General features: G+C 50.8%; 10 protein-coding genes and 1 pseudogene. 6 read left to right on the top strand and 5 right to left on the bottom strand.

What is annotated here, in order from left to right:
- The first annotated feature begins 62 nt into the window (after positions 1-62).
- The 5 genes and pseudogenes from KVG91_RS21420 to KVG91_RS21400 all read left to right on the top strand — a co-directional run bounded on the left by KVG91_RS21420 (position 63) and on the right by KVG91_RS21400 (position 2,740).
- Positions 63-551 (top strand): hypothetical protein, encoded by a 489-nt coding sequence (locus KVG91_RS21420; RefSeq protein WP_225927034.1) that lies wholly within the window; start codon positions 63-65, stop codon positions 549-551.
- 127 nt (positions 552-678) lie between these two features.
- Positions 679-1,154 (top strand): annotated as a pseudogene (locus tag KVG91_RS21415) (endonuclease); the annotation flags it as partial.
- A gap of 13 nt (positions 1,155-1,167) precedes the next feature.
- Positions 1,168-1,626, top strand: a complete 459-nt coding sequence (locus KVG91_RS21410; protein ID WP_169378915.1) for a thiol-disulfide oxidoreductase DCC family protein — start codon at positions 1,168-1,170, stop codon at positions 1,624-1,626.
- Between the two features lie 32 nt (positions 1,627-1,658).
- Positions 1,659-2,141 carry a hypothetical protein gene (locus KVG91_RS27675; RefSeq protein ID WP_225927033.1) on the top strand — a complete coding sequence of 161 codons (483 nt, stop codon included), beginning with the start codon at positions 1,659-1,661 and terminating at the stop codon, positions 2,139-2,141.
- Positions 2,138-2,740 carry a DUF262 domain-containing protein gene (locus tag KVG91_RS21400; protein WP_169378914.1) on the top strand — a complete coding sequence of 201 codons (603 nt, stop codon included), beginning with the start codon at positions 2,138-2,140 and terminating at the stop codon, positions 2,738-2,740. The genes KVG91_RS27675 and KVG91_RS21400 overlap by 4 nt, the downstream gene beginning before the upstream one ends.
- A gap of 282 nt (positions 2,741-3,022) precedes the next feature.
- On the opposite strand, the gene KVG91_RS21395 is transcribed toward KVG91_RS21400, so the two are convergent.
- Positions 3,023-3,850 carry a hypothetical protein gene (locus tag KVG91_RS21395; RefSeq protein ID WP_169378913.1) on the bottom strand — a complete coding sequence of 276 codons (828 nt, stop codon included), beginning with the start codon at positions 3,848-3,850 and terminating at the stop codon, positions 3,023-3,025.
- Positions 3,850-5,556, bottom strand: coding sequence for an AAA family ATPase (locus KVG91_RS21390; RefSeq protein WP_169378912.1), 1,707 nt, complete (start codon positions 5,554-5,556; stop codon positions 3,850-3,852). The genes KVG91_RS21395 and KVG91_RS21390 overlap by 1 nt, the downstream gene beginning before the upstream one ends.
- A gap of 1,763 nt (positions 5,557-7,319) precedes the next feature.
- Between KVG91_RS21390 and KVG91_RS21385 the strand changes: the two genes are divergently transcribed.
- Entirely contained in the window at positions 7,320-7,655 is a 336-nt protein-coding gene (locus KVG91_RS21385; protein WP_169378911.1) for a hypothetical protein, read from the top strand.
- Positions 7,656-7,721: 66 nt separating this feature from the next.
- Here the strand turns inward: KVG91_RS21385 and KVG91_RS21380 are convergent, their stop codons facing one another.
- The 3 genes from KVG91_RS21380 to KVG91_RS21370 form a co-directional block, all read right to left on the bottom strand.
- On the bottom strand, positions 7,722-9,092 hold the full coding sequence (locus KVG91_RS21380) for a hypothetical protein (RefSeq protein ID WP_169378910.1): 1,371 nt from the start codon (positions 9,090-9,092) through the stop codon (positions 7,722-7,724).
- 172 nt (positions 9,093-9,264) lie between these two features.
- The gene (locus tag KVG91_RS21375) at positions 9,265-12,345 is read right to left on the bottom strand and encodes a TrlF family AAA-like ATPase (protein ID WP_169378909.1); all 3,081 of its coding nucleotides are present in this window, start codon (positions 12,343-12,345) and stop codon (positions 9,265-9,267) included.
- Positions 12,346-12,488: 143 nt separating this feature from the next.
- On the bottom strand, positions 12,489-13,169 hold the full coding sequence (locus tag KVG91_RS21370) for a hypothetical protein (protein ID WP_169378908.1): 681 nt from the start codon (positions 13,167-13,169) through the stop codon (positions 12,489-12,491).
- Between the last annotated feature and the right edge of the window lie 28 nt (positions 13,170-13,197).

Raw genomic sequence — 13,197 nt, 5'->3', positions numbered from 1 at the left:
CGGCGCGCCACAGTGACGCCCCACATATAAATTGAAAATCCTTCGCCAAAACGGTATCCGACATGATTTATTCCCGCTGGCTTTATACCGAACATGAGCAGCCTCACAACGATGATGGTGAGGGCGCGTACACGATTTTTTCTACACAGCAGTTATTCGGCGTTGACTGCATGCCACTCGAGGTCGTGTGCATTCAGAGATTCGTAGTGCTCTGGGAAGGACAACCTGACACAAGGGTGATCGATTTGATCGAGCAGTCTATTACCTTGGCAGTTCTCTCCCCCGTGAAGCTTTTGCATGCGTCCAAAAGGATGCTTGTCGTGGTGTATGACTCCATGCTTATCGGTGAGACTTATAAGTTGTTTCACCTCGCCTGGGCGAAAATTGCTGCCGGTGCGTTGTATGAGAATTGGACTGTCCTTCTAATCAAAGATAAGGATGTCGGACGTGGCGTTGATGGAGGCAGGATTTTCAGACATTTTGCTCGTGACATCCTGGACGACAGCGAAGTCGGAATCGCTGATTTTACGCGTGATATGTTCCTTTTCTAAGATGACTGGTCGCCTGAAGATATCTCCGGGCCGTCTCCTGCCGAGGAATCGGACGCCGCCTCGGAACTGCAGAGAGACGAGTCAGACCTATTCGACGATGACTTAGATTCGTGGCGCCAGTCGGCCAAAGCGTGCGACTGAACCGCGAGACAAGGTGAAGGATCGGTATCCAAGACGACGTTCTACTTCTTCGACCGATACAACCCTAATATGTATCGCCAGCAGCAACAGCTTCTAATGGCATGGGACAAGCAATTTCCAGTTACGCCTTGGGAAAAGGAGCGAAATAACCGTATCACCGCGATCATGGGGCATCCCAATCCTTTCGTGACTAAAGAACGGAGTTGGACTCAAGGCTATAAGCCGGTGGGTGACGGAGTGTTCATCGGCATTACGGCAAAGTCGGCGCAATCACCAAAAACAACAACCGCATCACGCTCTGAGTCAGCCGGGTACATCATTGGCAATAGTAAAAGCCACGTTTACCATCTACCTGAAGGTTGCCCAAGCTACGACAAGGTGTCCTCGAAGAACCAGGTAACCTTCGACTCAGAATCCGCTGCTAAATCTGCGGGCTACCGAAAGGCAGGGAACTGTAAATGAAACAGCAGACTGAATGACCACGAAAACCGAATCCCCTGCCCCGTTCCTACAATCGGGCGACACGGCAGTTCTCTTCGATGGCACATGCAAGCTCTGCAACGGGTGGGCTAGGTTCATCATCCACTATGACAAGGCTCACCGAATTCAGCTCGCTGCGGTTCAGTCGCCTGAGGGCCAAGAGCTTTTGAGGTGGGCCGGACTGCCGCAGGACAAATTCAACACCATTGTTCTCATCTCAAACAACAAGGTGTCCATACGTTCTGAGACGATGTTCGAGATTTTAGGTCGCCTAAATGTCCCGTGGCGCTGGCTCAAGGCTGCACGTGTTGTACCAGCAGCAATGCGAGATTGGATGTACGACAAAATCGCGGTAAATCGCTATCGGTTGTTTGGTCAGTACGACTCCACCCACCTTCCAGCGGCAGATCACGATAAGCGCTTTTTGAAAGCAAACGTCGCATTGGTTCACTAGACCTCAGATTCAGGCGTCAGGGTCGGTGATATATGATCGAACGCATGGTCTTTTCGCTTTCCACTTTACAGATATCGCGAATGCCTTCTATTGCTGAAGGGGCATTAGCGTCTCTGCAGCATCTGCACAAAAATCCTTCATTCAGCTCAAGTTTTGCCAAAACACACCGTTTTCAATTGTATGTACACGGTGAGAAATCAGCCTTGACCCAATCAATGTCTTCATCCATTCAGATTCTGCGGGGAGCGATATCGTTTCCCGAGACGATCCAGGGCAACCGTCAGCGGAGAACCTGGGAACGACTGATTAGTTACATTGAGTCATCCGACTCACCTTCCGCATTCGATAAGGCAGCATCCTACATCGAAGGCTATGTGCACGCGCTTGTCGATAGCGACCAGATCCACGTTTCTATCGAACGAGATCTGTTGATCATCGAAACGGTCGACGCCTGGCGATGCACCGGTATTGAATCGAACACTTCGCCTTATCTGAACGCCCCAGGAAAACCATGACTCCATTTTTTAAACGCTACGCCAACGGCGGAACATCAGACCTACACATTCATATGCCGCAGCGTCTTCTGCCCACGACCATCAGTCATTGTCCCATCGAGGTCTTAGTGGGCCACTGGGAAAAGTATCTCGTAGACCCCTCCTCCGCTCGTGAGCAGTTTCCGTGGGCTGCGCGATTCGTTATGGGCATGCCCGTTCCATCGTGGGCGCGTGGGTTGGAGTGGAACCTCGGTCAGAAGTCTCGCTTCATCTCTGCAGTATGGTCGGGCGGGGATCTGGGGAGCTACCTCACGAATGACTGGTACGAGCCAGTGATCGGTAGCAGGGCATTGGCCGAAAACAGTGAAATTTTGATTGATGGCCAACAACGTCTGCACAGCCTGGAAGAGTATCTCCTCGACCGGTTGGCGATTCCTGATGCACAAGGACAGCCTAGAATTTGGTCTGAGCTCGGCAACGGCGAAAGGAAACGCTTTCTGTCGACGATCTTTACCCATGTCAGGGTCTCGTCTGGTGACGAGGTGGCATTGCGCAGAACATACGATCTTTGTGCGCTGGGCGTAGTGCCTCGGTCATTTGATCAACGAGCTATTCGATAATCTTTGCATTTCCAATAGTCGGGCGTACCCCTCTGGGGGCGGCTGTCGTAAACCGAGCCCCGTGATGACGGGGCTCGGCCCTCCGGGCTTCCATCCTTACGCTCTCCGACCATCATGGTCTGCGCGCTCCGCTTGCATGATGACAGGGCTCACTTCCCAGCTTGAAGAGTTGACGCGACTCCCCCCATATTGCTCCCCCCTAATCCTTGATGAGGCTGCGCAAATTGGTGCCATGTGGAGGTGAGGCGCGCGGAGATTGATTTTCACAACCGTATAAGTAAGTTAAACGTCCTCAGGAAGGTCTCCATGCTGCAGATAATCAATAAAGTCCGCGTTGCCTAGCACCGATGCATGGTAGAGCTGCTGCCAAGTGTTTTGCTCATACATATCGTCGAACATTTGTAGTGCAAGCTCAATTGGAACCCTTGTAGACCGCATCTTAGCCGCCTGTTTCCACGTTCGAACGATCTCATCCTTGAAGAAGTGTGCAAACCTTGCCTCGATTTCCAGTTCCCTAATGTGGCTCGCCACCACAGCAGTCTGTTCAGCATCGAGCGCGCTTGATATTGCGATCCGGAAGGAAGGGGCATTATAGGGTGGCTCGATTATTACTCGTAATATCTGCTCGGAAAGAAAGGCATCGAAATAGGGATGCAGGAAAAATCGGGGTTCGGCTACTGTGCCTGTTTTTTCGCCCTTCTCTTTCTGGCATCTGTCGCACATTGGAAACAGGTTTGCAGGAGTTATGCAGAAATGCGGGTATTTCCCTTTGGGTAGGTAGTGATCCAAAGTGTTCGGTCTGCCGAACTCTCCACATGCAGGGCAGTAGTTCAAGGAATGATCGTTGAGATCTTCGATGACCACTCGCTGGGAGCTACCTTCTCTATGGCTCAGATAGAGGGTCAGAAAGCTAGTTTTTCTGGATGGCGTTATCCCAAGCCATTGATGCACATACTGGGGCGAACCTCGGTGACGAAGGTACTCTTGCGTCCTGCTTTCCCATTCAGCCTGAATACCCGTGAAATAGGCAAAATTTACGCCTTTCTCGCGCTCCTGCACCACGTCACTGATAAGACCGACACTGCAATGTGGAGGTAACGGTAGAGACATCACCATTGGTCGCGCCCCATCGCTAAGATTTGAATGATCAGCTCTTCGTTTACATCGTCGCCAAGGGACTGGATGAGTTCTTCGGCTGACATGCCCTCCAACTGATCTTCGATCCAGCGCTCGAAGGGCTTGGATACTGCTCTGTCCCCAAACACGTATGAGGCTATACGCTGAAAATCTCCCCCGAAAGTCTGGAAGGGAGGTTGCTTAATTATCAGAGAATCATCCGTTCGCTCAAGGACGTGAACACAGTCGGCTGGTATCTCCCTCACAGTCGAGACAGAATGCGTGGCAAGCACAGCCCGCGAGTTGAAGCTCTGAAGAATCTGCTTGAGCATATCCACAAGCTGTATCTCAAGCGACGGGTGAAGAAAAAGCTCCGGCTCGTCGATCAAAATAAGGGTATTGCGTTTAATTGCCCCAAGAACGTTGATAACAAGATAGGTAAAGAGTCGCTGCCCTGAGCTCAACTGCTGTATAACGCCGTCAGCCAAGAACAACACACCTTGCTCGGCATTGACAAATCGCTCCAACATATTAGCGTCAATGTGACGAATATTAGAAGCTGTTATAGTAATAAAGCTTGCCTCTTTCCCTCCTTGCTTTATGACACTGACAGCCTTATCAAGCTCATCCAGATCTTCGAATAAGTCTTTGAGGTTTATGTTGCTCTTCAACTTCAAAGCGATAGCGTCAAATTTAATTGCCGCACGAAGCACACGCTCAGCGGTGGCAATCTTTCGTCCCCATCCTTGAATATGGCGAAACCGCTGATCATCCATAACACAGGAGACCAGAGAAGCAACAGTGTCTTGCCGAGGAATGTCTCTAGAAAGGGTGATTAGTTTCCTTTTTGGAGATGAAGACTTAGAAACCCCTCGCAACCCAAAATATTTATAAGCGTCCTTGTCATTGAGCTTAGAATCTTCCATATCCACTGGAAATTGCTCAAAGGGGCTGTAAGAAACTACAATCAATCGACTGATATCAGGTGGCACAGCGAAATCTCCAGATCGAACTTGTCTAGGATCTGCAAGCCACGCCTTCACCATCTGATGAAGGAGTTGAGACTTCCCAGTGCCGTTTGCACCAATCAATACGTTTATATCCCTTGGAAGCGATGTTTCCCCTACACCAAATTTAAATGTCAGACTAGAACGCTGACCAAATACATCCTTGAAACTAAAGTCAACATCGCGAGCTGCTAAGGACTTTTGATCCAGAATCTTCCATCCACTATTAAATGCATCGATAGATCCGCGCTCGCGTTGCAAAGAGTCTTTAAACCCCCCTTCCTGTATCATTTCTTGCGCGCTGGCATCATCCTTGACATGAATCAAGTAACTCGCATCTCGCAACGCTTCAGCGGCCTTGACAGCCTTTTTAGGAGAGAGGGCTCCTACAAGCTGCTCGTAGAAGGTGATTTCGCCAGGTGTGGAAATATATGATTCGTTTGGGATTGGAAATGATCCATCCCATCCATTTTGCAAGAGCTCCTTCAAATAGCGACGGGAGTTGGACTTTTCAAAAAGAATCTTTATTGCACCCAGCTGTATCCTCTCGCCAGCAATCCTACAGGTCGTCATGAAAGTGGTTTCGTACCCGTAGTCGTTCCAATCGTTGGAGAGAAGTTCCAACACGTCGTCTTCACCTTCAGGCAAAGGATTGGTACGACGACTCTCACGGGCTTTATAAATGATTTTCAATGGAGCTCTCCTTAGCAGTTTTCGACAAGGCCGCTGGGTTCAGGTACGTCCGTCTATCCGTGGCCGAATATACACCATCAAGATGGCGTTTCAGCATCACTCCAACCTCAGGTTTTCGAGTGCCGGGCTTGATTGCCCAATCCCTATGCCGGAGCAATCAGAGGGATGTCCCGATCAGCTACCAGCGCAAGGTGGAGAAATAATCCATCGCCCAACGGTCGGGCGTGTCTGTTCGAAGCCGCTGTCGCAAACCGAGCCCCACCAGGTACCTGGTCTCGCCCTCCAGGCTCCATTCTTACGTTCTTCGATGATCCTGATTTGCGCGCTCTGCTTGAATGATGACCAAGCTCACTTCCCAGCTTGGACATTGGCGGCTGCTCCCACATACTGCTGAGCATCCGATCAAAGATGAGGCCGGGCAAATGGGTTGGCTATTTTGGAAAGACAAGCGGCCCGCGTGGGTTCAGGCAGAGGAACGGGAATTCATCAAGGCTGCGAACCGCTTAAAGACGCTTCAGGTCACGCCTCGTGGTGGCATGAGGATTGATCCTGAAGAGCTCAGGGATCAGATCCTGGAGTCTCGAGAACGATATAAAGGTCTGGTGAATAGGTAGCGACCACCCCTACGCAGAAAACTATCGACGCCGCAATCGGTCATTCTCATCCAACACAAACTGACGCGACCAGATGGCTATCCAGAATTGCATCGTTAGGATCCAAGGTCTGGACATCACCCAAACCACCGTTCTGCGTCCAAAAGACCAAAAAGGTGCCTTCGAATTTGTTCTACTGTATCCCGGCGTGTAAACAGATCCGCCCCGAGTGCCAAAACCCCATTTCCAATAAATCTCAATTTCTTGCTTCGCGTAAGTGATCGAATTGCAATTCCAGAAAGTGCCCCACCGGCGATTCCAAGTGTCACTTACCAACCAGTTATGACTGAGATACGAGGTAAGCGAATCGAACTCGGGTATCTGATTGCCTTCTAGTGCTACCGAGCATTTTCGGAATTGGTAGCTCTCCACGGAAAATCGGATATCACCCTTGAGGTGCGATAGGAAATCTTGCGAAGGAACGCGCGTGAGGTTGAAAACGACCGGCGAGCGATCTAGCTCATGTACGGTTATCGCATCTTGATATCGAAGTCCTGCGCCCTCAGCCTCAAATACGCAATCGAATCTCACTACCGTAGCATCGACCGCACGGAAAGCGACTTTGGAAACCCGAGGTTCAGCGTCGGTCGGCTTTGTTAGATAGAGAGAATACTCGACATGTTTTCCAAGCTTTTCCCACCGAGCGCCGAAACTGTTACGTTTCGTCCACCGTTGATGGGCCTCGGAATAGGTTTTATAAAGCAGCGCTATGGTGATGCGACGCCAGCACCATGCTCCCGCTTTGAAAATTACACCCCATGGCGTCGGAATCGTCATGTTCGCCCCTCGCAAGTTTGAAGGTGTTTACCTATGCCGCGACCTGAGTGAGCGAGCTGGGTAAACCCTGATGTTTTCAGGAGTGCAGGATCATAAAAAGTAAAAATGCCCTCAATGCCTACGCTCCTGACTCTGAATTTTTGAGCACCCACTTAGCAAGACAAGCATTGTCACAACTGCCAATATCTCATCATCTATCAAAGCCTTGGAAGCTCTATGCGAAAAATACGGTATCGCCCTCATCCACTGCTGGCTTACCCGACCCAACCAGTTTTTCTGGCGGTAGTCGTCAGCATCCCCTTTCTAATAATAGGAGGTCTATGGCGCGATGGCTTGCTCAGCACGACAGCTGTGGCCGCTGCCCTCGACGGGACTGCTTTACTCTGCCTTGTCATGCCGGTGACGTCAGCTTGGAGAACTGAGGCGATGAAGAGAGAGTACCGTGGTTACCGAAAAGCAATCGACGATGAGCTTTGTAACCCCCACTTGGATGAAAAAGGCCGCCAGCTGCTTCTGGTCGAACTTTCAAAGCTGGATGCCCAGTTCCACTTTCTCCACGATCGGCAGGGGACGCTGCAAAAAGTGAAATTTGTAGGTGCGGGGATGCGTTTAGCCTCCAGGTATCTGCGAAAAGCCAGTAAGTACACCAATCCATTCCGTCTGTTTTGAAAGCTTACCGACATTTGATCGATAAAATCTGGCGGTAACCCAAGCTCGTTTTGTTGGCCCGCCAGCTTAGTTTTTGTTCGTTACATGAGTTTCCGACCAAAGAACAGACGTCTCGTAAAAAGCTTCACAGACAATTGATCCGTCCCTTCGAAACCAATGCTGCGCTTCCGGTAAAACGTTTTTAGGGAAAGGGTACGTAGCGAAGGGATTGTGAAAGACTTCGAGCTCAGCTGACCAAGGCTCGTAACGTTGGGGCCAAAGCCCCTGGTACTCTCGACTGCTGACGTCAAGACAGAATGGAATGCCCTCTAACACGCCAGGTGTCCGATCGAAAATCATGCCGACGCGGGTGCGCGTGAAACCGTAGTCGATGCCACTCATAGTCTGCATAACTCGCCCGAACTTGGCGATGGTACATCCGTTGCTAAAGACAATTGCGGAGAGGCCGTCATTTTCCCCGGAACGAAATAGGCCCGCAGGGGTGCCTTCATTATCCAAAAGCGCCTGTACGGCAACGCTTACTGCGGCTTGCACACCATCCAGATTTTGTACCTCTGCGTATTCGCCGTACAGATAGGTGATCAGCGCTTCTCGACTCCACATCATCGATCCCGGCGCATGGAAGTCCGCAAGGGCTATCGCAAAAGGCTGACCTTGAACATGCGAATACTGGTCATATCGCCGATCGATCTTGCTTCTTAATGTTTTATGGAAGCGGACTGCCGCCCCTCCCATGCACCGATCTCTAGGATCGTTTGGAATAGGTGCCAGCGGGCTATCAACATGATCATACCTATCCGCATCCGGTGGGTTGGCGGTAACAGCTTCGATCCAGGCTCCATCACCGCTTCGGCGCCGTATATGAAAATCCGGCGAGGGATGATCCTGACTAACAAAACATCCCTGCTCACGAAAGGAAGCCAGAAGTAAAAGCTCCCATAGTCTCGTGTGGGAATTGCTCGAGCGAAAATCGGTTACGAAGTTCTGATCGGGCTTAGGCATCGAAAGGTAGAGATGGCCTAACACCCAAGCTGTCTGAGCTTTTGATTTTCGTCTTAGCAACCTGAAGAGTGAGCCAGCATCTTCTGAAGCACCTGCGAAAAGATGTTGTCGCCTAGGCGTGCTTGGAGGCAACGGTTCAAGAGCCCTTCCCTCTTCCAATCGACTCGTAATTTGAGCTTTAGCTTCCTCGAATAGTGCGAAGCCACCTACGCCATATATGACCGTCCAAACGAGATCGATTCTGCGCCTGACCACCAAGCTAGAATAAGTGTTTGCTTCTGGGCTATAGCAGACCACCCCCCAGGTGGCGCCATCGTCGGAAATCCATCCTTCCTCCTCGGCGCAGCCTTCATAGGGATAGTGGTCGACGAAGCTAAGCCCCCAAGGCAGCGCCAGGGCGAGTAGTTCAAACATCGAAATAGGAAGTGCTTTCAACAGCTAATCCATTAGTGAAAAAAACCAGCTCGTATAGGCCGTCGCAGGTAATGAGTGCCCGGTTTGGCTCCTAACATACCTACTCATACCATCAGCATACCCATGGCTAAGCCCGCAAAGGCGGGCCATTACCCTAAGCACATCCGTTACGATGCTCCGCAAAGCCATTGGTCTATTGCAATCGATACTTACCCTGCCGGTTCTTGAAAGCCGGTTCCGTACCTTCAAGAATTTCGACCACTCGGGCTTTGATGTCAGGATGCTCAATCGCACCGGCTTCATAATCGAATCGGCTCGCAGCCTTATCACATGCCGCATAAATGATCTGTTCAGCATCACAAACCACTGCGAGGTTCGGGTTGTGCGTCACCATAATTACTTGCCGGCGTTCTTTCGCTCGCTTGATGCACTTAACCAGAACGCGAAAAATGGTCTGGTTATCCAGGTTCTCTTCGGGCTGGTCGATGACAATCGGTATGTCATCCTCATCGACCAAAAGGTAAAAAACCAAAAGCAGCAGTCCACGTTCGCCAGGTGATAGCTGGCCTATTTCCTGCCCTTCGTAGGTCAAAGAATATCGAGGAGCCAAGTAGTCTAAGCAGTACAGATAATCTAGAAGATCCTGCGCAGTGACGGTTCGTGCGAGTTGGTCGGTCAGGAGAATCGCCCTCTCAGGCATTCCTTCTCGACGATCGAAATGAAGCAGATCATCAATCATATCTGCGAAGGCCACCGCCTCGTCTGGGGTCTCGAAATTGGAAGCAAGCAGCAGATTACGCAACCTCTGGGAGCTCTCGTCGACGCCCATAAAAGAACCTCTGACCCGTTGGTTAATGCGCCTCAATAGCTGCTCGGAAAAGCCTTTTTCTTCTATCCGAACTTGAAAATCCAGAGGTAAATTGAGCTCTCTCTGCTCATCCGAATTAACGAAGCGCTGCACAGGAAGATAGAGCCTACCGTACTCATCAACCATGGCCTGAATCAAACCATGCATCTCCCGAGTCTTCTCTGAGCGTTCGGCACGGAGCCTCGCTCGCTGCTCCGGCAAAAGCGCCAGAGACGCTATTTCGGCTTGCAATTGCAAAAGGCTGCCTGGCTTATCAGGTGACCCAATCAGCTCTGCCTTAGCGCGCTCCCAGTTCGCTAGATTTTCTTTGTAGAGAACATAAAGTCGCTGCGCCTCTCCAAGCATGCCTTTGGCCTCAACCAACTGGGCCGTCGTAAGAGATCTTCGCTGCGAAATACTACCTTGATCTTCATTTTTCAAATCGGCATCGATCGCAGCGACCTGCGTTTGTGCCGCTACAGCGATGGCTTCAATCGGCCCTGAATCGACCTTTAACTGCAACAAGGAATCAATTGGCAACTCTGCATCAAGATCAGCGAGTAGGTCTTTCAGTTCAGCAACGAAGGTCGCATGCTGCTTACGGTAATTAGTAAGGGCGGTGGAGACTCTCTTGGCGATCGCTTCTCTTTTAAGTGCCGTAGCTCTCGTGTTCTTGAGCGCCGCCTCCTCAGCCTCAATCTTTCGAACCTCATCTTCGAGAACCTCAACTTGCTGAGCGGCTTGCTTCGACTCAGCCAGAGCCTCAGGTGAAGCACTCGGGTCGAGCACCGGCTGGGGCTTGGCCTCCTCCAACGCAGCGATTTCTCCCTGCTTGGACACCACTAACTCATGTAGCGACCTCAAGAAATCATTTGTCGATCTGCGTTCTGCCTCAATGATTTCCGCGTTGATCTTACTGATGCTTTCTTTAACGCCTTTACGAGCCTGCTCAATTTCTGCAACCTTGAAATCTAAGAGCTCATCCATGGACGCTTTGCCGAGCCGCTCCTCCTCGGGAACGTGGGAGTAAATGATTTTTCGCAGCTCTGCATCAAACGTTGTAGATCCACCCTCACCCAATTCATTGCACAAGTCTTCCAAGTAGCTTTGCGGAAGATACTTAACCCGCTCGACGCTGCTTGGCTCAGGATCCTCCTGCAAGATTTTCTCCATTACGGAGCCATCTAGCCAAGTCAAGGATCCCAAGAAATGTTCCGCAAATCTGCGTTTTGGGCTACGGAACCGGGTGTTTTTTAGAAATGAAAACTTCGCGTAGTGCTTTGTGTTGCCAACCAACGCGATGACATCGGATAGAGCGCTTTTACCACTGCCCTTGTTACCGATGATTGCCACCAAATCAGGGTTGAGCGGGATGTCCAAGTCGAACCATGGTTCGGCAAGGCCCGAGTCTGTGACCTTTCCCACTTTTATTGAGCTTATGAATTTGGTTCTATTCTGTTCAACCTTCATTCGCTTAGGCGGGGCATCACCGACGTACACGCGATCATCGAACTCATGGATCGCTTGAACGAGCCCCTGGAATGTGGAGTCAGCCTTGATCCAAGTGAAACAGTTTCCAACACGGTCTTTGTCACCCGATGTGCTAAGCGAGTGCGCATCTGAGCAGTCAAGGAGGCGCGCGTTGACCTGAGCAGCCTTTAACCCATCACGAGCCCTCACGTAAGCCTCGGGATTGGCTGCAGCAGTGAAAACTAGATCTGCTTCGTTGATGATCGTTTTCTTGTCCGCGATCGTATGATCATTCCAGCGCAGACTGTCCCACTCACTCTTGCCCACCGCAATGATGTGCTTACCATGAAAATGCTGCGTATTGAGAGCAGCGCGAACTGCATCAAAGCTAACGTTGAGATTATTAAAACCGACCTTTAGAGGTGAGGGAGCTCTCCCCCTCATAGCTTCTGGCATTGAGGCAACGACACGCTCCCCAAGCTCAATCAGATTGGCCTTTGTAATGACACCAGCCCATCGCTCGCCAGGGGATCCAGGTACCAGGGAGTACCCATGAGAGATGGCAGGCATAAATTGCTCGCGAATAAGCTGCGGGTCGATCTGATCGAAAACAACATGGAGGTTAATACGACTCCAACTCGAAGGCCTGTATCCCTCGTCGCCTTGCTCAAGAATGCCACCAAATTTATCTAGTCGAAGCTCCACAACGGGAAGGACAAGCTCAATATTCGCAAGACGGCCCCTCTGCAGCTCCTGCAAAACGCGGGCATAGCCATCTACAAACAGATAGTCATTGATGCCTAAAACTTTAAACTCAGGTGGCAATGCCTCTAGATCGGATAGAAAAGCCTCCCACGCCGCTTCCTTTTCACCGGGGTAGTGGTGAACCAACGACTCTGGGGTGTGGACGTGGAGATCCCATTTTTTCCATGTTGAGCCCTGCAAAATAACTGGCATTGCACATTCCCCGATATCCGATCAGAACCTCAAATGAAGCTCCACCCGCCATTGATGAAAGCTCATTGACACAACTTTTGCCGGAATATGAGTAAATCTGGACAAATGAATACGGAAAATGGGCATCGCCGGATCCCCCTTCACTAATCGCCGATATTTTTAGCCTCACGTTTTCGCCTCGAGCTAAGCTCGCAAAGCTTGAGATGTTTGAGGAGCATCTCTTCCTCGAGTGTTTGATCCTTCAAATCTGAGTCCGAGCCGGTTCGCCATTCGATAATCTTGTCCCAGACCATCCAAGATCTGGTTTCAAGTGAATACGCGCAGCTAGCGAGGCTTTGAAACAGCTGGTACGCCTGCTCACCAGTCAGCAGATAATCGACATTGCCCTTACCGAACAGGATCCCACCGTCATGCATAGTCCGGATGCAGAGCGCATTTGCCGGATAGTTTGGGTCTGCACCTACACCTTCATATGTCCAACAAACGCCGAAAAATCGGAACGACGCGCCTTTACCATGGATCGTATCGTCCGAAAATTTGGGAGCCCCTAGATCTCCAGAGAGCGGAGATATTTTCACGAGACGTCCGCCGTCCCAAGGCATGCTCGCAATGTCCAAGCCTGTGCGCATGACAGACATCAATAGCCCCTGGGCAATAGCGTCGGCCTGCCGAGCACTCAATTGATATCGCGAGTATCCGAGCGACATATCGACAGTGCGACCGTCTTCCGTTGTGGCAGATACATGACTGACTGCCCGGTGGGTAAATTCGACACTTTGCGGCACATAAAATGGCCGAGAGTTTTTGATCGGTACTACGCTCATTGCCGGCACTCCGCATGGTTTTATATAC

It is taken from the genome of Pseudomonas azadiae, assembly GCF_019145355.1.
In the GTDB taxonomy this organism is placed as follows: Bacteria; Pseudomonadota; Gammaproteobacteria; order Pseudomonadales; family Pseudomonadaceae; genus Aquipseudomonas; species Aquipseudomonas azadiae.
This window is presented reverse-complemented; position numbering and strand designations above follow the sequence as displayed.